Source organism: Bizionia argentinensis JUB59, from assembly GCF_000224335.1.
In the GTDB taxonomy this organism is placed as follows: Bacteria; Bacteroidota; Bacteroidia; order Flavobacteriales; family Flavobacteriaceae; genus Algorimicrobium; species Algorimicrobium argentinense.
The window spans coordinates 21,939-44,211 of sequence record NZ_AFXZ01000005.1; the positions used below are offsets into that span (position 1 = coordinate 21,939).

The 22,273-nt window shown below is 34.8% G+C and carries 18 protein-coding genes and 1 tRNA gene; 10 read left to right on the plus strand and 9 right to left on the minus strand.

The genetic code is table 11. From position 1 onward, the window contains the following. Positions 1-123 precede the first annotated feature (123 nt). On the plus strand, positions 124-1,716 hold the full coding sequence (locus BZARG_RS15155; RefSeq protein ID WP_050807278.1) for a T9SS C-terminal target domain-containing protein: 1,593 nt from the start codon (positions 124-126) through the stop codon (positions 1,714-1,716). A 132-nt stretch (positions 1,717-1,848) separates the two neighbouring features. Here BZARG_RS15155 and BZARG_RS02590 read toward each other — a convergent pair whose 3' ends face one another. From BZARG_RS02590 to BZARG_RS02620, 8 genes are all read right to left on the minus strand, one after another. Then, positions 1,849-2,271, minus strand: coding sequence for a hypothetical protein (locus tag BZARG_RS02590; RefSeq protein WP_040287935.1), 423 nt, complete (start codon positions 2,269-2,271; stop codon positions 1,849-1,851). Positions 2,272-2,274: 3 nt separating this feature from the next. Then, positions 2,275-2,544, minus strand: coding sequence for a hypothetical protein (locus BZARG_RS02595; protein WP_008635123.1), 270 nt, complete (start codon positions 2,542-2,544; stop codon positions 2,275-2,277). A gap of 3 nt (positions 2,545-2,547) precedes the next feature. Further along, positions 2,548-3,558: a cbb3-type cytochrome c oxidase subunit II gene (locus BZARG_RS02600; protein ID WP_008635159.1), complete on the minus strand. Its 1,011-nt coding sequence runs from the start codon at positions 3,556-3,558 to the stop codon at positions 2,548-2,550. A 13-nt stretch (positions 3,559-3,571) separates the two neighbouring features. After that, entirely contained in the window at positions 3,572-5,353 is a 1,782-nt protein-coding gene (locus tag BZARG_RS02605; RefSeq protein ID WP_237702563.1) for a cbb3-type cytochrome c oxidase subunit I, read from the minus strand. Positions 5,354-6,007: 654 nt separating this feature from the next. Beyond that, positions 6,008-7,015, minus strand: coding sequence for an ABC transporter ATP-binding protein (locus tag BZARG_RS02610; RefSeq protein ID WP_008635165.1), 1,008 nt, complete (start codon positions 7,013-7,015; stop codon positions 6,008-6,010). 2 nt (positions 7,016-7,017) lie between these two features. Beyond that, positions 7,018-7,221 carry a hypothetical protein gene (locus BZARG_RS15950; RefSeq protein ID WP_237702565.1) on the minus strand — a complete coding sequence of 68 codons (204 nt, stop codon included), beginning with the start codon at positions 7,219-7,221 and terminating at the stop codon, positions 7,018-7,020. Continuing rightward, positions 7,218-8,681, minus strand: a complete 1,464-nt coding sequence (locus tag BZARG_RS02615; protein ID WP_008635146.1) for an ABC transporter permease — start codon at positions 8,679-8,681, stop codon at positions 7,218-7,220. Before BZARG_RS02615 ends, BZARG_RS15950 begins: the two co-directional genes overlap by 4 nt. Then, on the minus strand, positions 8,662-9,717 hold the full coding sequence (locus BZARG_RS02620) for a Fe(3+) ABC transporter substrate-binding protein (RefSeq protein ID WP_008635195.1): 1,056 nt from the start codon (positions 9,715-9,717) through the stop codon (positions 8,662-8,664). Before BZARG_RS02620 ends, BZARG_RS02615 begins: the two co-directional genes overlap by 20 nt. A gap of 643 nt (positions 9,718-10,360) precedes the next feature. Here BZARG_RS02620 and BZARG_RS02625 point away from each other — a divergent pair. From BZARG_RS02625 to BZARG_RS02665, 9 genes are all read left to right on the plus strand, one after another. After that, complete coding sequence (locus BZARG_RS02625; RefSeq protein ID WP_008635161.1) at positions 10,361-10,924, plus strand: hypothetical protein; 564 nt, start codon at positions 10,361-10,363, stop codon at positions 10,922-10,924. Between the two features lie 305 nt (positions 10,925-11,229). Beyond that, a complete protein-coding gene (locus BZARG_RS02630) occupies positions 11,230-11,766 on the plus strand; it encodes a hypothetical protein (RefSeq protein WP_008635141.1) in 537 nt (178 codons plus the stop codon). 185 nt (positions 11,767-11,951) lie between these two features. Then, positions 11,952-12,488, plus strand: coding sequence for a hypothetical protein (locus tag BZARG_RS02635; protein WP_008635078.1), 537 nt, complete (start codon positions 11,952-11,954; stop codon positions 12,486-12,488). 85 nt (positions 12,489-12,573) lie between these two features. Next, positions 12,574-13,380: a hypothetical protein gene (locus BZARG_RS02640; RefSeq protein ID WP_237702566.1), complete on the plus strand. Its 807-nt coding sequence runs from the start codon at positions 12,574-12,576 to the stop codon at positions 13,378-13,380. Positions 13,381-13,404: 24 nt separating this feature from the next. Beyond that, positions 13,405-16,179: a hypothetical protein gene (locus tag BZARG_RS02645; RefSeq protein WP_008635185.1), complete on the plus strand. Its 2,775-nt coding sequence runs from the start codon at positions 13,405-13,407 to the stop codon at positions 16,177-16,179. Between the two features lie 10 nt (positions 16,180-16,189). Beyond that, a complete protein-coding gene (locus BZARG_RS02650) occupies positions 16,190-17,638 on the plus strand; it encodes a hypothetical protein (protein ID WP_008635183.1) in 1,449 nt (482 codons plus the stop codon). Between the two features lie 34 nt (positions 17,639-17,672). Further along, positions 17,673-20,453, plus strand: a complete 2,781-nt coding sequence (locus tag BZARG_RS02655) for a PAS domain-containing hybrid sensor histidine kinase/response regulator (protein ID WP_040287937.1) — start codon at positions 17,673-17,675, stop codon at positions 20,451-20,453. A gap of 82 nt (positions 20,454-20,535) precedes the next feature. Then, positions 20,536-21,249, plus strand: a complete 714-nt coding sequence (locus BZARG_RS02660; protein WP_008635151.1) for a sensor histidine kinase — start codon at positions 20,536-20,538, stop codon at positions 21,247-21,249. Positions 21,250-21,255: 6 nt separating this feature from the next. Then, a complete protein-coding gene (locus BZARG_RS02665; protein ID WP_008635164.1) occupies positions 21,256-21,894 on the plus strand; it encodes a response regulator transcription factor in 639 nt (212 codons plus the stop codon). A 172-nt stretch (positions 21,895-22,066) separates the two neighbouring features. On the opposite strand, the gene BZARG_RS02670 is transcribed toward BZARG_RS02665, so the two are convergent. After that, positions 22,067-22,148: transfer RNA gene (locus BZARG_RS02670), tRNA-Leu, on the minus strand. Positions 22,149-22,273 lie beyond the last annotated feature (125 nt).

The window sequence follows — 22,273 nt, forward strand, 5'->3', positions numbered from 1 at the left end:
TTGTCGTTATATAAACGACAAAAAACACACTTTTAACGAAATAACAATCAACAACTTAACTATTTATTTTAAAAGTAATATCTTGAATTACTTGTTAAATCAAAACAAAACAAATCTCTAATTATGAAACGTTTTCCACTTGATAAATTGCAAAATATACTATCTGTTCTTTTTATGATGTCAATTATGCCATTTTCTCTTGCCCAAACATGGATGGAAGCTGATGAAAGTGAAAATTATACAGCACGTCATGAGTGTGGCTTTGTACAAGTTGGAGATAAGTTCATCATGTTTGGTGGTCGCGAATCTTCAGAAATACTGGACATTTATGACTACTCTAGCGATACATGGACACGTGGCGGCACGGCTCCGTATAAATTCAATCATTTTCAAGCGGTAGCTTATCAAGGATTAATTTGGGTTATTGGAGCCTTTAAAACTAACATTCCAAATCCAGAAGAAAATGCCGATTATGTTTTTATGTATAATCCCGCAACCGAGCAATGGATTCAAGGTATGGAAATACCAGAGTCTCGTAGACGTGGAGCATCAGGATTGGTGGTTTACAACAATACATTTTATGTAGTTGGAGGCAATAATATTGGTCATGATGGCGGTTATGTTTCCTATTTTGACGAATTCAACCCTGCAACAGGCGTTTGGACAGCATTAAATAATGCACCTCATGAACGCGATCATTTTCAAGCTGTAGTTTTAAATAATAAATTATATGCTATTGGTGGCCGATTAACTGGCGGACCAGGCGGTTTATTTGAGCCACAAGTCCCAGAAGTAGATGTTTACAATTTCAGCAATTCGCAATGGTCTACCTTAAATTCGAGTCAGAATTTGCCAAATCCACGTTCTGGTTTAGGTGTTATTGTTTTTAACGGTGAAATTTTCACGATTGGTGGCGAAACAACTTTTAACCGTCCAGATAACGGACCTGTTTCTATAGTAGAATCGTACAATCCTTCAACGAATTCTTGGACAAATAGAAATAGTCTAAATTATGCAAGACATGGCTTTCAACCCATTGTTTCAGGAAATGCCATTTATGTTGCTGGCGGTGCATCTGGAAGCACATCCATTGGAAATATGGAATATTATGGAACTAAAAATCCAGTTGGCGAATCCAATATAAACAGCATTTTTTCTGCAGATGAAACCACAAAATCATTCGAATATGGCGAAGATCTTGGCAACATAACCATCGACATTATTTTATCCAATGCCAACGGAACAACGGGAACTTATATTGATACAATTTCTATTTCTGGTGCAGATTATTCACTCGCCAATACTTATTCAAATCTATTAATTGGTGCAAATACGAGCTTAACCATCGAGGCAGTTTTGAATAACACGACACGGGACGAGAGTAACGGTTCTGTAACCGTAACTTACAATAACAACAGCACGTTGACTATCTCTTTGGCAGGCACTTTAGATCCAACATTTTCCATAGATGCGTTTGAAAATTCCGACCTTACTCTAATACTTTATCCGTCGCCAACAAAAAACTCATTCTCTTTAAACCAAGCAATTTCACAATTACAGATTTTTGATATATCTGGAAAACACATCAAAGAATTTTTAGGGGAATTTAAAGAAGAACATAATTTCAATGTTTCTGAATTACCTAGTGGACTTTATATTGTAAAGGCTAGAAATACTAGGCAAGAGCGATTCACAAGAAAGTTTATTAAAAATTAAAAAAAACTTGTCAATAATCTGACACTATTTTATCTGAAAAATTGAGCCTTCCATCTCAATTCATATGACTCAATAAGCTAAAATAATAGTTGTTTATCATAGTTAAAACACAATTGGCTCCGCGACTTCATTTTAAAAGAAGGACTTGTACAAATCGGGGTTCCAATACATTATTAAATAAAATAATCCGAAGGCAACAAACGCAATGAATAAAGCCCATACCCAAGCTGGAATGGCTTTTGGCGTTTCAGAACCTCGAATTACAAAAAAGTCAGAAGTTTCACTTCCATAAGCGTTTATAGTAATTGGAATTTGAGAATCTACCGTTTCATTCTCTTTTAAACCTACCACGGCAATTTCGGGTCCATTTCTCACTATAAAAGGAATCTCTCGAACACCTTCTATATTGTTAGATGATTTAGCTACAATTTTTAAAATATGCTTTCCGTCGGGTATTTTGGTCGTGTCCAATACAATTTTAACCGGTGGTGCAAAAGATGCAAACGGTTTCGGCTCATCGTCCAAAAAAACTTTTATGATTCTATTGTCTTCCATAATTTAAAATCCTTCGTTTCTAACAATGTTTTTTATATGATCAGGATTAGTCTCTTTCGGTTTTATAAGATATTTAGCACTATAAAAAAGTGTGAAACCAACGATAATAATAGCACTCCAAATAATGATATAATCGAAATCTCCTGATGGTCCTGCGCCATGCGTAATGTTCTCAAATCCTTTGGGCTGATCTTTCTTACAAACATCGCACGCAAATGTTACATAAGAACCCAGGAAAAATAATAGCGTAAATAATAAAGTTCTATTTTTCATCTTTTACTTATTTAGTTCCATTTCCACATATTGACGCACCTGCGCCACATCCTCTTTCGTTACAGGAGCAGCATCGTTACCCCAACTACTACGTTCATGAGTAAGAATAGCTGCAATTTCAGCATCGGAAAGTTGATCGCCAAATCCTGGCATAACGCCATAATCGGAACGAGCATCGTATCCTTGGATAACCACTCTAATTAGTTTCTCTGAATTTTCATCGTTTACAATCTCACTTCCAATTAAGGAAGGAAAGGCGCCAACAACACCCTTACCTGATTCCTGATGACAAACAGCACAAACTTGCGAGAACAATTTACCGCCATCTAATGCACCTTGATTTCCACCAGCCACACGATCTGCTTGAATTTTTTTCAAAGCAGGGATAAAATCTTCTACATTACTACCAGGCAGCTCCGTTTGTTTCAAATATTTTAAATAATCTACTAACCTCAACGCGTCGTTTTTTGCAATAATTTTTTTACTAGGATTACTTAAAAATTCTTTAGGTACAGCTACCACCTTATCATCTTTACGCACGGATGCACTATCAACCTCCTCAAACAACCACGGATAAGAAGGCATAACAGAAGCTGACACTACGACTCTCGGATTGTACAAATGTAGGAGATGCCAATCTTCACTTGGTTGACGCTTTCCTATATCTGTAAGGTCGGGTCCGGTACGTTCACTTCCTAAAATAGAAGGCGATTGCCTCCAAACATCCAAACGTTTTTTACTGTAATAATAATCTGAAGGAATTGACGGCCTCTTACCCCACATGTTATCCATTTCAATATTACGGACTTGTTGTGTGTGGCAAGCCATACAATTTTCTGAAACATAGACGTTAAGGCCCTCTCTTTCATTATCTGTTAATGGTTTTTCATTGGGAATAGGTTCAGTTTCCTGCATTTGAAGCGCTGGAATTATAGCAATAAGTATACTCAAGGCAATAAATACACCGCCAGCCGTAAGCACCAAGTTTTTATGATTTTTATGAAAATTAAGCATGTTACACGTATTATTAAACAGTTATTTCTTCTACTTTTCTCGACGACTTAATCTTACTGTAACCTTTTACCATATAATAAAAATTATAGGCAAAGACCAAGTGAGATGCAAGCATCAACGAACCTCCAACCGCACGCCAAATCCAATAAGGTTTCATCAATATTACCGACTCAATAAATGGCTCGCCATCTATCCAGCTTAACCCTTTATAAGTACCACCTGCCATTAGAGAAATCATGTATGCAAAAAGACCAATAAATGCTAGCCAGAAATGAGCGCCAACCAATACTTGAGACGGCTCTTTTCCTGTCAGTTTAGGTAAAATAGCATAAATCCCTGCCCACAAAAAGAAAGCGATGATTCCATACATAGTCATATGCGAGTGGGCAACGTTAAAATCTGTAAAGTGCCACACAAAATTCGTGAAGCGAAAAGCCTGTAAACTTCCTTGCATAGAACCTACAAAGTAGAATACGGTTCCAACTAAAAAGAAGGGAAGCACATAACTTTTAGAAATATGATTCCAACTACCTTTCATGGTCATTAAAAAGTTCGTAGTACCAGCCACAACCGGTATCACCATCCCAGCACTAAAAACAATAGCTATAGTTTGCAACCACCATGGCAGTGGACTAAACACAAAGTGATGCGTTCCTATCATCGTGTAAAAAAGCATCTGTGTCCAAAAAGCTAAAACTCCCAATGAATAGGAATAGATGGGTTTGTTTAATGTTGAAGGCAGATAATAATATACTAGCCCCAATGTAAACGTCATAAACCACATTCCTACGCCTTGGTGCATATAATATCCTTGAATAACAGTCTCCCCCAGTCCGTCTTGATAAAATGGCAAATAACCAATAACCGACAATACAATAGTCCAAATCAAAGCAGCAAGAATAAACCAGTTGGATATATATATTTCTGATATTTTACGGGTTGCAACGGTTTTATAGAAATTAATAAACGTAATAATTAAGCCAACAGCGAATAGTAACATTACCGGCCAGATATACTCTCTGTACTCACCCCCACCATTATTAACACCAGCCATTAAACACATGGTTCCTAGAATAATGGTAAGATTAATAAGTCGCCAGGCAGACCAAGCCCAACTATAGTTGTATATTTTAGTATTAGATGTTCGGGCAATTACAAAATAGCCTAGACCTATCATTGCTAACGACGACCAACCCCAAAACACCATATTGGTGTGCACTGGTCGTAAGCGTCCAAAGCTAAGCCAAGATTGACTATCCATTTCAGGCCAAAGAAACTTCATTCCTAAATACTGCCCTATTAAGGTACCTAGCACTAGCCATAAAGCTGCAGCACCGATATAATAAATGACTATTTTCTTTAGTTCTAAAGGCGTTTCAAGACTTAATGATGTTTTTTTCTTTTCATCAAAAAAAGCATTGTTAGGATCTTTTATAAACTGATGTACTAAACCTTTTTCATCGCTTACTTCGCTATCCCCTGATAATTCGTCTCCTTTTAATTTATATTTTAAAGCGGCTTTTCGTTTTTCTAGAATAACATCGATTTCGCCTTCATCCATAGCAACGATTTCATCATCGAAAGCCATTCGATTTTTATCGATTTGCCGGCGTTTCATTTTATCGATATATGTATTCAATTTTATGAACAATATAACAATAGCAATAATCATAACAATGGCAATTAAAACAAAGGTTCCAATTATACCTGGACTGGAAAGCCAATTATCTGTAGTGATTTTATCTTGGGCACTTAAAATATTCGGGAGTACTCCTGAAAATAATAAGATTGCCATCTTACATTTCTTCATAAATTTCAATTTATTACTTTTTTGCTTAATCTTCTGCCATGCATTCAACAACCTAAAATTAGTTTATTTATGGTCACTTTTACTAGCGAAAGAACATATAGATTTCATTGAGCTATTACAAATATATGTTTTGAATCTATGTAAGACAAGTTTATCCGATATTAATTAAGATGAATTAAGTTAAATATTTCCATCTCCAGCATGAGAATTAAGCAATAAAAAGTACTATTTAATATGTATTATTAAAAACCGCAAGGATTTCAGTTTTAAGACGAAACCCAGCACTCGTCAGATTATTTATCTTTTATAAAAAATAATACAATTTAGACATCCGAGAGGTGTGATTTATTTAAAAAGGATTTATTAGAAATTTTTTCTAAAAACCCACACGCCTAATTGGCTTAAAAACTGTAGATTTTATATGTATTTGGAAGATAATTTTTAAGACTCTAAAAATTTAACGATGAAAACGCTGGATTTTATCGCGTAAAAGTAAGACTAACTAATAGAAAATAACATCAAAAATTCAATTGAAATATTGTTCACTTTGGCCTTTATAAAAGTGCGTGAACTTTTTTCAATAAAATCATTATTGCTAATTTTTAAAATGGCTTAAAATAGTTTAAAAGGAAAAATAATTTATAGCTCCTCATCAAACTCTAAAATATCCTTAGAGTTAAAGCCAATATTAATAGTATCTGCAATGTTTTTATCCTGTGTCATTACAGTTAATTGCTCACCAGACTCAAGCTTTAATAATAATTGAATGGAATCGCCTAGTTCAATTTTTTTAATGACCTGGGCAGTAGTTATGTATTCACAGTCAAAATCTCCAGAGGTCGGGTTTACTTTTATCTTATCGTTTCTAATAGCATGACAGCACGTTTCATTTAATGGACACTGAAAAGCATTTTGCAGATTCTTGTTTATGTGAACGGTGCTTCCAAATAATGAGGCTACATATAAGGTATTAGGTTTTACGTATAGATTTGCTGCCACATCTTTTTGAATGACTTTTCCATTTTGTAAAATCAATATTTCATCAGCCACAGAAAGTGCATCTTGCGTATCATGGGTAACGAACAGAACCGTTACTTCCGTTTTCTTAATAATCTCGAAAACTTCATTCCGCAACTGCGTACGCAACATCGTATCTAGATTACTAAAAGGCTCGTCTAAAATCAACAAAGAAGGTTCTGGTGCCAATGCACGCGCCAAAGCTACACGTTGCTGTTGCCCCCCCGAAAGTTGGTGTGGATAGCGTTTACCCATATCCTCTAATCCAACCAAATCGAGCATTTCCTGCGCTCGTTGCTTCTTGTTTTTTACTTTTGCAATACCGTATAAAATGTTATCTAAAATCGTTAGATGTGGAAAAAGCGCATATTCTTGGAAAACTAAACCAATTTTCCTTTTTTCAGGCTGCACGAATTTATCTAAAGATGCAATAACTTTTCCGTTCATTGAAATACTTCCATGATCGGGTCTTTCCAGTCCAGCAATTAAACGAACTAACGTAGTTTTTCCGCTTCCACTTTCGCCTACAATAGCACAAACGTGTCCTGCTTTCAAATTGAAAGTCACATTTTTTATGGCGTAATTTCTGCCTTTGTCAAAACTTTTGGAAAGAGAATCTATTGTTAACATGGTTATTTTTTAATCAATAATTTATTTAAAAATATCACAGGAATCATAGCTGTAAAGATAATAAAAAGAGACGGAATCGAAGCCTCCATAACCATCTCATCACTGGCATATTCAAAAGCTTTTACTGCTAAAGTATCTATATGATAAGGTTTCAAAATGAGTGTTAATGGCAATTCTTTCATCACATCAATAAAAACGAGAATCACGGCACTAAATACACCTGTTTTAATGAGAGGAAATTCAATTTTAAAAAACGTTTTAAATTTCCAACACCTAAAACTTTTGAAGAATCCGGAATGGAATTATCGACTTTTAATGCTGTAGAATCTATCGGGTTATACGCCACTGCCAAGAAACGAACAGCATAAGCATAAAATAAAGCAATTAGGGTTCCATTAATAATTAAACCAGAATCAATTCCCATATTACCAAGCATTTTAATCAGCCATTTATCTAATGCTAAAGTGGGAATCATAATTCCAATAGCAATTACGGCTCCTGGAATGGCATAACCTAAAACGCCTACTCTTGCAATGTTTTTAATGGAACGAAGCGTGCTCCATTTGGAAAAGTAAATTAATAGAAGCGCAAAGAAAACCGTGATAACAGCCGATGTAATAGCAATAGCAAAACTTTGCAGGGATAAAATGATAAACTGAAAGTCAAAAACAGTGGATGCCGTTAAAACTGCCCAATAAATTAATTGCGCAACTGGTAAAATAAACCCTAAAAGAATAGGCAGGAAAACGACTGAAAAAATGAGCCATTTTATATAACCTTTAGTCTCTTTTCTCTGAATTTGTGAACTGTTCGTTTTTGAAGAGGTAAACTTCACTTTCCGTACTTGCCATTTTTCAAAAAGAATCAAGGCGAAAATAATAATGATTAATAAAGCCGATAAATACACTGCTGTTTCAGGTTCTTCCAGTGAAAACCAGGATCTAAAAATCCCTGTAGTAAATGTATTTACGCCATAATATTTGGCCGCGCCGTAATCGTTAAGAACCTCCATTAAAACCAATACTAATCCGGCAACAATAGCTGGACGGGCAAGTGGCAACATCAGCTTAAAAAAGGTTTTTCGTTCACTAACGCCCAACATTTTAGAAGCTTCTAAAAGATTATTAGCTTGATTCAAGAAAAATGCTCTGGCACTTACATATACATAAGGAAATAGAGAAATGCTTAATACGAATGCCAGTCCGGCTCTATTCATAATATCAATTCGAATAAAATCTATATTGAGTTGTCGGAATATTAAATCCATACTACCTCCGTAATCGAAGATTCCGGCGTAAGCATACCCAACAATATAGGAAGGAATAGCCAACGGAAGAATTAACAACCATTCCATTTGCTTCCGAAACAGGAAGTCGAAGCGGGATACAAACCACGCCGAGGAAACACCAAAGACTAAAACGAGAATACTACAAAAGAAAACCAGATACAAGGAATTCCAAATGTAGTCTGGCAATAAATAAGTAACAATGTGACTCCAGGTTTCACCAGGGCCAGAAAAGAGCTCTACGCCAATAAATATAATGGGTAATGCCAAGAAAAAAACAATGGCCAGCGTAAATACTGACCATCTGTTACTATCTCTTTTAAGTCTTTTAAGCCTTGTTTTTAAGGAGAAAGCCTCGTGTTTATTTCCATCTTGCTTCATCAAAAATCAAAACTGCTTTTTTGTTGTTTTCTCCCAACTTATTTAAACTTAAATTATCTTCTTTAAAAACACCCCAATCCTTAATATCTTGAACTGGTTCAACACTTTTTAGAACAGGATATTCGTAATTGGCATTGGTAAATACCTGTTGTGCTTCTTCACTAATTAAGTATTCAATAAATTTAATGGCATTTGCTTTGTTTGGCGCATATTTAGCAACACCTGCACCACTCACATTTATATGCGTCCCTCGGTTATTTTGATTTGGAAAAAATAGACCTATTTGTTTTGCTACTTTCACTTCTTCAGGATCTGGTGAATTCAACATTTTACCAATGTAATAGGAGTTTACAATGGCCAAATCTCCTTCTCCTGCTATCACAGCTTTCACTTGGTCTCTATCCGAGCCTTTTGGGGAACGCGCCATATTTGCAACAATGCCTTTAGCCCAATTTTTAGCAGCGTCCTCACCATCATTTGCAACAATTGACGCCATTAATGACTGATTATAGATATTAGAAGATGATCTTACCAATATTTTACCTTTCCACTTTGCAGCTGTTAAGTCTTCATAAGTTGAAAGCTCTTCAGGCTTCACACGGTCTTTTGCGTATGCTATAATACGCGCTCGTTTAGTTAAACCAAACCATTGATTGTCTACATCTTGTAAATGTGTAGGAATTGATTTTTCTAACAATTCAGATTCAATACTTTGAAGCAATCCTAAATCTTTCGCACGACTTAATCTTCCGGCGTCTACAGTTATTAAAACATCTGCAGGAGACTGTTCTCCTTCCATTTTCATTTTCTGAATTAACTCGTCTGCACTCGCATTAATTACTTTCACCTCAATACCCGTTTTATCTTCAAACATTTTAAAGATATTTTGGTCTGATTCATAATGACGGTGCGTGTAAACGGTTACGACTTGGTCTTTTGTAGTTTCTTGCGCTGCAGAATCATCTTTTTTTTCACTATCGTTCTTACAAGCAGCTAATATGGAAAAAGCAGCTACGGCTAATATTAGTTTTTTCATCTTATCTTTTATGTTGAAAGACAAATATAGCAATTTAGAATGGATACAAATAGAAGAGCGCGTATCAAATTATAAAATTAAGTTTTGTTTAACTTTAATGGAGAGAACTTGAAGATATACTTTTTAGGTTTGCTTTCATTAATGTACAATTCATATAATTATTATAGAATAAATCAGTTTAGACTAAAACACTATAGATATTTAAAACAGACTAAAAGTCTGTTATATTCGTGAAATTTACAGGAAATGATTTGCGCCAAGAATTTCAGGGAACATGTGAATTCTTGAAAATTTGTGTAAAAGTTTTTTAAAAGCTAAAGTGAGATGCATTAAAGTACATAGTTTCAATTTAACTTGAGACCAATAAAACCTTAACTACTACTTTTAAATGTTAAAAGGTAAAACGGATCACTGGTTAACTGGCAAGTTAAGCTCGCTATATATCGGAAAATGTCATTTCGTTTACAAACTGTAAGCCTAAAAAGGATAGCTGACTTTTTAGGTTGTCATTTTACCCTATGAAAAACATAACAAATAATACATAAAATTCGACAAAAGGAGATTAAATCGGTTTATCTGTAAAAATCACTTGTATAAAGAATTTTTTACTTTATCTTCGAGATCATTGTAAGACCAAATCGACATGAACACCTACAATTTATCATACTTACAGAGAAAAGGAATTAGCCTTGCTACATTCGCTTTTACACTACTCATATTCGGAATCAGTAATTCTTGGGCCCAACAAGCAAAGACTACTATTAATCTTGTATTGGCAGATGTTATCTCAATCGATCCAGGAAGCGCCTCTAACGATGGAAGTGTAGATTTCCATTATGATAACGTGAACGATTACAATTCTGAAAAAACAACTACTATACCTAATAGTCTTGTTATAACTTTTACAAAGCCTTTCGACTTAAAGGTAAAAGCAAATGGTGAAAACTTTGAATTTGGCTCAAATCTTATTCCAGTGAATGTTTTAATCATTAAACGCAATGAGAGTTCACAAATAACAGGAACGTCCGTTCCTATTGTTCTATCTACACAAGATCAAGTTTTGATTCGCGGAGCAGATAGAGGCAGTAGATTGACCCTGGATTTAGATTATACAATTCCCCAAGCCAAATCTTCCTCTAGTGATATTCTAGGTAAACCAGCTGGTACTTATACCCAGAAAGTAACTTATACCGCTACTGCCCTTTAACATATAGTATGTTTGTTCAATTACTCCCCTTCATTAGATTTACATCTAGTAAAGGGGAGTTTTTATATTTAACAGTTTACTTCTCCTAGGGATATGCAGGTAGCAATTTGAAATACAACTGTAAACATAATGAAGTCAGTCGTTTAACCCAATACATCAATTAATAACAAAATTCTGTGTAGATATTTTACTACACGCACTTACATCTTCTACTACAAACTTAACTTAAGATCAGTTCTATCTTTGCAGTGTCAAAATAAAGTGTCAAGACAACTAAAATAATAAAGTCCCAAATAAATAATATTATGAAAAAACAAATCATCATCGCAACTTTAGCTCTTGGAGCACTCGTATTAGGAACTAGCAATGCACAAGCGCAAACTGCTACAACTACAGTAAACATTATATTAAATGATGTTATTTCTATCGATGCTGGAAGTGTTGCTAACGGAGGTCTAGTTGATTTCAATTATGCAACGGCTGAAGACTATAACACGACAAAGACTGCAAATGTTGTTAATTCTTTAATTGTTACTTCAACAAAAAACTTTGATGTGAAAGTAAAAGCTGATGGTGCAAACTTTTCATTCGGCTCAAACAATATTCCAGTAGATGTTTTGACAATCAAAGCTGCAACTGGTGGATCAATAGCTGGAACTCAAAACACGGTAGTTCTTTCAACTACTGACCAAGTACTTATTGCAAACGCTCCTTTAGGAAGCGCTTTAACTTTAGACCTTGATTACACAATTCCTGCAACTGAATCTTCCTCTTCTAAAATATTAGGTAAGCCAGCTGGAACGTATACTCAAACTGTAACCTATACTGCAACGGCTCTATAGTCTGCAGCACACCATAAATTATAAAGAAACCCTCAACACTAAAATTGTGTAGAGGGTTTTTCTATTTACATGTAGTTATCTTACTACATGCACTTACAGCTTCTACTACAAAGAATACTTAATGCACTACATATCTTTGCAGTGTTTAAACAAGAAAACTAAAAACATCCCAAATAAATAATATTATGAAAAAACAAATCATCATCGCAACTTTAGCTCTTGGAGCATTCGTAATAGGAACTAACAATATACAAGCACAAACTGCTACAACTACAGTAAACATTACTTTAAATGATGTAATTTCTATTGATGCTGGAAGTATTGCTATTGGAGGTGCAGTTGATTTTAACTATATTACAGCTGAAGACTATAACACTTCAAAAACAGCAATTGTACCAACTTCTTTAATCGTGACTTCAACTAAAAACTTTGATGTAAAAGTAAAAGCTGATGGCGCCAACTTTACCAACGGATCAAACAATATTCCAGTAAATGTTTTAATAATTAAAGCTGCAACTGGCGGATCAATGGCAGGAACGCAAAACTCTATTGTTTTATCTGATTCTGATCAAGTTTTAATTGCAAATGCTCCTTTAGGAAGTGCGTTAACACTTAACTTGGATTACACGATTCCTGCAACTAAATCATCATCTTCAGATATTTTAGGTAAACCAGCTGGAACGTATACTCAAACTGTAACTTATACCGCTACTGCTTTATAAATTCGGTTTTAACGTTTAAAGATTCCCCAAATTACATTTTTACCGTAATTTTGGGAATCTTTTTAATTTAACACCAAATCATAAAATGCACACTCCTACTAGTAATTTCTTGGCTTTTTTCCTTTTTATCTGTGGTGGACTTTCCGTGTTTGCCCAAGGAATCTCTATGTCTCCTACAAGACTATTTTTTACAGGTAATCCTGGAGAGATTGTAACCGAACCTGTTACTTTGAGTAACACTTCAGATACTGACTATGTTTTTAACGTTAATACGAAGGATTGGGAAAGAGAGGAAGATGGCAATAAGGTATATTTTGACGCCAACAGTCTGAAGCAATCAAATGCTACTTGGATTTCTACTATAGCTTCTTCCATTAACTTGCCAGCTAATACCACTATGGAAATAATAGTGACAATGAAAATCCCTGCAGACGCCTCTACTTCTGAAATAACAAACTCTATGCTGTTTTTTACACAAATTGGAAAGCAAAAGGATATTGCCCAGCAACAAAAAGGAATTGGTATTATAGCACTATTTGAGTTTGGATTACACGTTTACTATACGCCAGTTGGCAACAACGTTAAAAGTTTAGATATTGTAAGTATGGAAGAGCTTACGGATACAGCTTCGACAACAAAAAAAGTTGCGGTAGGAATAGAAAACGACGGGAATATGGTAAATGATGCTACCGTTGAATTGGAGTTTACAAACACAGCTTCTGGAGAAGAAATTAAACTAAAGCCAATCAACATTTCTATGCTTCCTGGCACCAAGCAAGTTGTTCTATTCACATTGCCAGAAGGGATTTCAGGATCCTATTTAGGCGTTTCAATAATAAAAATGGCTGGAACCAACGACTTAAGAGTTGGTGAAAAAGACTTCGATTTTTAAAAATTAAAAAACCAAAGACCTATCATGTTTCTTAACCTAAAAAAGACCGCACCAACCTTGGTGATCGTACTCTTTTGTCTTTTTAGCGGATACGCTCAAGACAAAAGCAAATTAGGTTTTTATTTTGAAACGGACACTATTTCTGTTGAACAGGGTCAGAGTTTTATAAATTTTCTTGTTTTAAAAAACGCAAGTGATCAGGATATTACGCTTCAAAATATTCAATCTCAAGAAAAATATTCTGGTCTTCTACTTTCAACACAACCTTATTACACGATTTTAAAAGGAGAAAAAAAAAGATTACCCATCAAGTTTATCGCTAATGTTGACTTCATGAAAATGAAGTCGCCAGATATTATCTACCAATTATCTTATTTAAAGGGTGCAAAACTACAAAGTTTAGAAGCTTCTTTCTTTATTGAAAGAAATGAAGAAAAGCAAATAGCTCTGTATTCCTTCTCTCGCGACAATTATATTAATCCAACACAAACGGAATCCACATTTTCAGTCTTCGTTGAGAATCGTGGTTATTCAAAGCGTTCCGTGAAACTTTCATTTCAATCTACGCCAGAAAATTTAGATATTCAACCAAAAGAAATAATTGTTTCGCTTGAAGGCCAAGAAAAACGATTAGTGGAATTTCAAGTTTCTGTCAGAGAGCGAAACAATATTTACCCTGATTATAATGTTACAGTAAAAGCCACGGATTTAATAACCAATGAAAACGTGGGTAATACATACTTAAAGTTGGTTGTACTATCTAATAATAGACAAGTAAAACCTAGTTATGGCGGTCAAATGGGCGAAAACTTTGTGGAATTAGCCTACAACGAACAGAGCAGCGGTTTTAATTATATGCAGTTTAAAGGAAACACATCGTTTTCTGTGAGCAAGGATATAAAAGCAACGTTAAATGTAGCGACAGATTACTACCTTAATGAAAACAAGTACAACCTTTATGATACTTGGCTTGAGGTAGAAAGCAAGAAATCTCTTCTGCGTATTGGGAATATTTACGCCAATGAATATGATTACTCTGTATCTGGAAGAGGTGTTTTATTTGGCACCCAAATTGGAGAAAAAAAAATAGAGGTGTTTGCACTAGAAAACAATTACAATCTTTATGGAACCTATTTTTCGGAGAGCAAAGGAGCGAATATTTCAGGTGCTAAATATCAATTTGGAACTGAAAACGCATTTAGCGGAAAGGTTTCTTATTTATTTGATCACAATCCGAGATTGGGAATTGATTCTCATTTGGCTCACGGAAGCACAACATTCAAATTAAACTCTATTCACAGTTTCCAAGTAGATGCAGGTATAAGCCACGAAAAAGGTGTGGTTTACCAAGACGAAAACAGCGGCGCCTCTGCAAGACTAAATTATAGATCGCAAATTGGCAATTGGGATTTTCAATCTACAAATTCATTGGCCTCTAAAAGCTATGCGGGTTTAAATAGAGGCTCCTATAACTTTAACCAAAACTTGGGTTATGAATTTGCAAAAAGACAGCGTATTTTCTTACAATATCAAAACTCCCAAATTAATCCAGAATATATAACGCTTCAAAATTCACCTCAAGGTTCGATATATTTTCGACCTCAATATTTTTACAGCACACAATCCGCACAATTGGGATATCAATTTGTTTTGGCCAATTGGAACATATTATTAGCACCTGAAGTGGAAAAGCAAAAAAACATATCTAATTTTAGTTCTAACGAATTGCTTTCTTATCGCCTACGATCTAATATCAGCACCACTTTCGGCGAGCATGGCATAAATTTATCCTTGGAATACTCCAACTCTAAAGCTGCATTTAATTCGGAATGGTTCGAGAGTTTTAAATCTAATATTTCATATCGTTATAAGAATATCTCTTTGACTGGTTCACTTCAGGTAAACCCTCAAAATGTTATAGATTTAAATAGTTATAATAATGGTAGTGAAGAATTTACAAACTATAATATCTACGCATCTTATAACTTTCAAAATGATAATCGCTCCCTGACGGGTTCTATTTCTGCAGGAACTAACTTTTCTGGACTCTATAATAATCAAAACCACAACGTGAGTGGGAATTTAGAATATAAAATTTCGCCATCATGGGCAGCCACAGGCTATGGTAATTATTCAAGTTATCAATCTAACGATGCCTATGGATATGCTGCAGACAATTATCAATTTAGCGTTGGTATTAAAAAGTATTTTATAAAAGCCACTATGGCGGGCAATCATAAGGTTAGATTGCAGTTATATGACGATACCAACTCTAACGGAATACTAGATGCTTCGGAAAGCGTTTTAACCAATGAACGGGTTAAGCTAGATGATTTTGTGGCAATTACGGATAAGAATGGAAAAGTAATTTTTCAAAATGTACCGTCTGGAAATTATAAGTTAGAAGTAAACAGAAGTGCCGGTTTACAATTAATGATGGACCCTATGATAGTAGTAGACAGAAATGTGAAACTTGAAGTTGGCCTAATCAAAAATAAGAGAATAACTGGAAAGTTAGTGGAAATAAAACAAGCCTATGACGTTCTAGATACAGACGTAAGGGGTGTAATTATTTATGCCAGAAACCAAGCTGGCGAAATACAGACCACAGTTGTCAACCAGAACAATGAGTTCGAGTTTTTCTTAAAAGATGAGGTGTATGACATTTACATTCAAAATGACAAATACAATTATTCTGAATCTTTAAAAAGAATAGATGTGAAAAATTCACCAGAAATTAAGATTCTAATATTTGAGTATTCTAAAAAGGATACAACTATTAAGGTTAAAAAGTTTTAAATTTAAGGATATGAAAACATTTGTTAAATTTTTTATAAGCACTTTCATTATGATATGCTATTCTATCTCCATGAAAGCGCAAGATGTTTATATTCCAGTTCCAGCGAACAATATTTTTAATAGGACGGAACTCAATACTGTTCAAAATATCTTGAACACAAGAAACCATGAGAATTGGCGAATAGGATGGTTTGCTCCGATATGGCCCGAAATCCAATCGACTTCAGGAGATAATTTTGGACACAGAACAATTGTTGGCGCAACAATACCGACCACTGTACTGCTATGGCAACTCAAAAGTATAGGAGGACAGTTAGCTCCTTTTCGTAATGGAGACAATTGGCCAATGCCTTACAAATGGTTCAGCTCTAGCTCTCAATATTGGTACCAACCTAGATCTACCAATGGTGGATATAACGCCGGAAACGTGGCATTCAACTTTAAAATACCTTCAGATAAATATTTAGGTTACGCTTATCATGCGGGTGAATATTCAATAGGAATTACGCATAATTATGGTTCTAGTGGATATACTATTGAATTCACTCCAAACTCCTTGAATACTATTTTATCTATCCCAGCTGCAATAACATGGATATCTAATACCCCTTCTAAATACATTGAGATTAGCGAATTAAACCAATATCGTTCAGGAGGAACACGAATTATTAGTGATCTTGGTACATCAGAAATAGCAAACACATTAGACTTCAACCTTATGGCCAAGGCAGCAGCCTCAACGATCCAGTTCACCTCATCTAAAGGTGCTACAGGAACTCGTCCTGTTTCTTTAGTAAAATTAGGAAGTACAAATTCAAAAATTACTACTTTACCTTTATCTGCCACTTCACAAAACTATTCTCCTACAAATAACTTTAAAGTGGAAGTAGGAAACAGAAACAACTTTGCCCTCCAACTTTCCATTTCGAACACTGATTTTAAAAATCACTTTTTTGAAGCAGGAGCCTATACGTTCCAATTAAATATGAATGCCAACAGTACAGACAATACAGTTTCCTCACCTCAAAACACCGATATAATATTAAAAGTACTCCCTCTTTCAGAAATAAAAATTCCAAACTCTGGCAATGCTGTTAATTTTGTATTCAATACTTTCTCGCATTATAATGATGGACAAACAAAGATAGCTCCGAATCAAATAAAGATTTCAAATAATGAAACTTATGAGCTTTATGTAAAATCGGACGCGTCTTTCTTTAATAAATCTGGAATTCAGTCGGATGTGCCATCAAGCATTTTGCAGATTGGTGTAGATGGCGGCTCGCAAAACATCCCCTTGACCACTACCTCAAAACCAATTATAACCAATGGAACCCCTGTTCTCGATAAGGATTTAAATATAAAATACACTATTTCTTCAGCTGCTGCAAAAACTCTGGTAGCTAAAGAAAAGAGTACTTACTCCATTAATGTCATTTATAGTTTTACTGCACTTTAGCGATAATTTTTAAAAATTTAGAATACAGAAAAAAATGGAAAACAAACATCTAAAATACAACCAAGGGAAAAAAGATTTAATCTCCCGATTTAAAACTCTTAGTGATCGATATTCTGACTCTTTAGATTTTTTGGTTCATTCTGTGGCAGAATTAACAGATATGGCTTTGTGTACCGTTGTTTTCTTTGAAGAAGGAGATTCTTTTATTTTAGCATCCACCGACGATTCCGTTTTAAAAATATGGCCAAAAGATTCGTATGACCCTGAACAGTTTACTGACAACAATAACTTAAAGTTTGATATCCCAACTTCTGCATTGGGGAAAATAGAAGTGAAGTTTTGGAAAACTCAGTTTATTCTAAATTCAGAAAACAAACCCATAGCAACTCTAAACATTTTTGACGATAAAGATCGAATTTTAACAAAATCTGATGAGCGAACCTTGAAAAGGGCAGCATCACAGATTACTAAATGGATAGCGAGCAAAACCAAGGAACAACAATTAAAAAAAATAGATAATTTATTCGAGCTCTCTAATGATTTAATCGGAATTACAACCTTTGAAGGGACTTTTGCAAAAATAAATCCAACGTTTTCAAAAACCTTGGGCTGGTCCCATGATGAACTTATGCAAACGCCTTGTATTAATTTTGTTCACGCCGATGACGTGGCAAAAACTGTTGCCATGACACAGAACCTCGTAAGAGGCAAATCTGTTGTACATTTCACAAATAGATATAACACGAAGCACAATGGAGTTAAGTGGATAGAATGGACTTGCACCCCAGAACTGGAAACGCGATTAGTATTTGCAATAGGTCGCGATGTTACAGAATATGTAGAAAGAGAACAATTACTTAAAAAAAGTGAGCAAAATTTTCGGAATTTATTTGATAATATTCAAGGAATTTTATGCATCCATGATTTGGAAGGCAACTTTTTAGAAGTTAATCAACAAGGACTTTTATCTACCGAATATTCCGAGGAAGAGATGAGGCATTCGACCCTTTTTAATTTAATTGTCCCTGAAAGGCACGACGAGGTAAAACAATACTTAATTGCCATTGAAAAACACGGAAAGGCATCGGGCGAAATGTCTATTGTTAAAAAATCTGGAGAAAGAGCTATTTGGTATTTTATGAGTACTATGGATGAAGATGCAGCTGGAAACAAACGAATTTTGGCAAATGTTCAAGATATCACAGAGCGCTTAAAATTAGATAAAGCTCTTAAAACAGCCAAAGAAGCGGCGGAAGAAGCCTTTAAAGTGAAGTCTGAATTTATTGCAAATATGAGTCACGAAATCCGAACGCCTTTGAATGGCATTATTGGTTTTACCGAGCTTGCATTGGAAACAAACCTAGATGAAACCCAAAGGCAGTATTTGGAGATTATCAATCAATCTGGAGTATCTTTATACAGTATTATTAACGACATCCTCGATTTCTCCAAAATGGAAAGTAACAGTATGAAATTGGAAGTTGATCGGATTGAGGTAGAGCAAGTAATTTCTGAAGCATTTAATATTGTTTCCTACGGAATAAATAAAAAGGGCTTGGAAATGTTAATGGATATAGACCATAATATTCCACGATATATTTGGGCAGACGCCATGCGTATGAAGCAGATTTTTGTAAACCTTTTAGGAAATGCATTAAAATTTACTGAAAAAGGTGAAATCAAATTGTACATAAAAATTTTGAAAGACCATGGCAGTAACAAGATGCTTTTAAGGTTTGGTGTTAAGGATACTGGCATTGGGATTCACGAGAACAAACAGGAAGAAATATTTCATGCATTCTCGCAAGAGGATGGCAGCATTACCAAACAATATGGCGGAACAGGCCTTGGTCTCACCATATCCAACAAACTATTAGCATTAGGTAACAGTAAGCTACAACTTGAAAGCGTACAAGGAAAAGGAAGTAACTTTTTCTTTGATCTTGAACTTAAAGTGGAAATTGAAGAATTGAAAAATGGGCTTCAAGATATTAAGAAAGTACTTATTGTTGACGATAATGAGAACAACAGAAAAATATTACGACGCATGTTGGAAATTAAAGACATTGAAGTAGAGGAAGCGGATAGTGGCCTAAAAGCTTTAATGATTATGATGAAAGAATCCGAGTTTGATGTAATAATTATGGATTACCATATGCCGGTTATGGACGGCATTGAAACGATAAGAAAAATAAAAGGGCTTCAACAACCCTCTGATACTCGCGAACAACCTTTTATCGTACTTTATAGCTCGTCCGATGACGATCATCTTCAAAAGGCCTGCGATGAACTAGAGGTAGAAAGCCGGTTAGTTAAACCCATCCGGATGAAGCAGATGTATAAGATGCTATCGGAGCTTAAGAGTCTTACAAAGGAAAAAAATATAAATATTCAAGAAATACCAGCACCAAAAAAAGATTACAATTTAAAGATTTTGGTAGCAGAGGATAATGATATAAATATGCATCTTACAAAGATATTTTTGAAAAACCTTCTTCCCGATTCAACAATAATTGAGGCGAAAAACGGCGATGAAGCCCTTGAAAAATACCGTTCGGAAAACCCCGATCTTGTTTTGATGGATGTACAAATGCCCAAGTTAAATGGTTTAGAAGCTACACGTAAAATCCGAAATATTGAAGAACACGTAGAAGTACCCATTATAGCATTAACGGCAGGCAGCCTTCCCGGAGAAATGGAGAAATGTTTACAAGCAGGAATGAATGATTTTCTTGCAAAACCTATTTTGAAGCAAAATTTAAGCAATATGTTATCAAAATGGCTGGGAATTCCATCTTTAAAAGTGGAAAAATAAATCAAGTCTGAGTTGACTATAATTAATAGCGGCATCTATTCAAAAGAAAAAAATATTGAAGCTTCTAAAAAATACTTAATCAATGAAACCAGAAATAGAAAAACTAGAAGAAGCAAGCAGGTTTAAAACAGAGTTACTATCATTAATTTCTCACGATTTTAAAGATGTTTTCGGAAGTCTTTTGTTAATGACCGAAGCTGTAGAGAATTCCACGATAAGCAAAGATGATTTTTTTAATTTATTGCCTAAAATAAATCAAGATGCTAAAAAAAACCTACAAACCTTATCCGATACTGGAGAATGGTTAAGAACCCAAATGGACGATTTTGAACCAAAGAAATCAAACATATTTGTTCTTGAATTATTCACCGCGCTTCAAAAAGATTTTAAGGATAAGTTGAATGAGAAGAAATTAGATTTTCTATTTAAGGGAGATGAAAACATAGTTTTCCAAAATGATAACTTCTTGATTTCCTATATCTTAAAAAAGATATTGGACAATGCCATTAAATATTCGTTTTTGGAAAAGACCATTTATTTTGAGGTCTTTGAGAATATTAATACTATCACTTTATCGATAGTTGACTTTGGTATGGGAATGGATTTAGAAACCCAAAAATTACTTTTCAGTTTTGAAGGTCCCGTTTTTCATGGGACACGAGAAGAAATAGGAGCGGGATTAAGCTTAAAGATTGCTAAAAAATTCGTTACCTTTGTACACGGAGAACTAGAAGTTGATTCCACCGAAAATGTAGGTACGACGATCTCTATTATCCTGTCCAAAATCGAAAAATAAATTACTATGCATAATGGCACTCGCATCTTAGTTGCGGATGATCACGGTATTGTGCGCATGGGATTAGTACAAATTATAAAACAACTACGCCCCCAAGCCTTACTATCTGAAGCAGAAGACTACAAATCGCTTTCCGCTTTAATTTCAAAAGAAAGCTTTGATCTTGTAATTCTAGACGTCAACATGCCGAATGGCACGCTGCAACAGGCTATTGATTTCATTAAATTAAAACAACCAGAATTAAAAATACTCATTTTTTCTTCTCAGGATGAGCAGTTGTATGCGTTGCGTTATCTAAAAATGGGCGCTAATGGCTTCTTAAATAAGCTTTCCCCAAAAGAACAGATTGATGAAGCCCTATCTGCTATGTTTCTTAAAGGCCAATATATAAGCGATGAAATTAAGGATTCGATGGTTTCGAACACGCTAAACAAGCAGCAAAGCTCATCACCAATCGAAGTACTTTCAAACAGAGAGCTAGAAGTCGCCAATAAATTAGTTGAAGGCTTACCATTAAAAGAATTATCCAATCAATTAAATCTCCATACATCAACAGTAAGTACTTACAAAAACCGTGTATTTGAAAAGCTTGACATTCAATCGATTCCAGAACTAGTCGAGATTTTCAGAATATACAATCAATAATATTTTTACATTGTAAAATAGGTCAATTCTAAAGTTATCTAATTAAATAAACTAATAGCTAAAGCCATTGAACCCTTTAGTATCTATTAAGTTAACGTAGAAATAAAATATAGTATGCTATTATGTCTAAATAAAAAAGCCTCCTGTTTCCAAGAAGCTTTTTTCCAAATCGTGCGGGCGGGGAGACTCGAACTCCCACACCTTGCGGCACTAGATCCTAAGTCTAGCGTGTCTACCAATTCCACCACGCCCGCGATAAAATGATTACCGTATTCTGTAATCGGGATGCAAATATAAACAATAGTTTGAATAATCAAACCCATCTTATCATAAAAATGTTCAGCTTGTTTTGTACTTTTGAAGAAACACAATAAAAATT

What these genes read in the sequence shown, in the direction of transcription:
- BZARG_RS02655 (WP_040287937.1), top strand. Translation starts at nt 17,673, where the DNA reads ATGGAAAACAAACATCTAAAATACAACCAAGGGAAAAAAGATTTAATC.
- BZARG_RS02635 (WP_008635078.1), top strand. Translation starts at nt 11,952, where the DNA reads ATGAAAAAACAAATCATCATCGCAACTTTAGCTCTTGGAGCATTCGTA.
- BZARG_RS02605 (WP_237702563.1), bottom strand. Translation starts at nt 5,353, where the DNA reads ATGGCAATCTTATTATTTTCAGGAGTACTCCCGAATATTTTAAGTGCC.
- BZARG_RS02615 (WP_008635146.1), bottom strand. Translation starts at nt 8,681, where the DNA reads ATGAAGCAAGATGGAAATAAACACGAGGCTTTCTCCTTAAAAACAAGG.
- BZARG_RS02645 (WP_008635185.1), top strand. Translation starts at nt 13,405, where the DNA reads ATGTTTCTTAACCTAAAAAAGACCGCACCAACCTTGGTGATCGTACTC.
- BZARG_RS02625 (WP_008635161.1), top strand. Translation starts at nt 10,361, where the DNA reads ATGAACACCTACAATTTATCATACTTACAGAGAAAAGGAATTAGCCTT.
- BZARG_RS02590 (WP_040287935.1), bottom strand. Translation starts at nt 2,271, where the DNA reads ATGGAAGACAATAGAATCATAAAAGTTTTTTTGGACGATGAGCCGAAA.
- BZARG_RS02595 (WP_008635123.1), bottom strand. Translation starts at nt 2,544, where the DNA reads ATGAAAAATAGAACTTTATTATTTACGCTATTATTTTTCCTGGGTTCT.
- BZARG_RS02600 (WP_008635159.1), bottom strand. Translation starts at nt 3,558, where the DNA reads ATGCTTAATTTTCATAAAAATCATAAAAACTTGGTGCTTACGGCTGGC.
- BZARG_RS02610 (WP_008635165.1), bottom strand. Translation starts at nt 7,015, where the DNA reads ATGTTAACAATAGATTCTCTTTCCAAAAGTTTTGACAAAGGCAGAAAT.
- BZARG_RS02660 (WP_008635151.1), top strand. Translation starts at nt 20,536, where the DNA reads ATGAAACCAGAAATAGAAAAACTAGAAGAAGCAAGCAGGTTTAAAACA.
- BZARG_RS02640 (WP_237702566.1), top strand. Translation starts at nt 12,574, where the DNA reads ATGCACACTCCTACTAGTAATTTCTTGGCTTTTTTCCTTTTTATCTGT.
- BZARG_RS02650 (WP_008635183.1), top strand. Translation starts at nt 16,190, where the DNA reads ATGAAAACATTTGTTAAATTTTTTATAAGCACTTTCATTATGATATGC.
- BZARG_RS02665 (WP_008635164.1), top strand. Translation starts at nt 21,256, where the DNA reads ATGCATAATGGCACTCGCATCTTAGTTGCGGATGATCACGGTATTGTG.
- BZARG_RS15155 (WP_050807278.1), top strand. Translation starts at nt 124, where the DNA reads ATGAAACGTTTTCCACTTGATAAATTGCAAAATATACTATCTGTTCTT.
- BZARG_RS02620 (WP_008635195.1), bottom strand. Translation starts at nt 9,717, where the DNA reads ATGAAAAAACTAATATTAGCCGTAGCTGCTTTTTCCATATTAGCTGCT.
- BZARG_RS02630 (WP_008635141.1), top strand. Translation starts at nt 11,230, where the DNA reads ATGAAAAAACAAATCATCATCGCAACTTTAGCTCTTGGAGCACTCGTA.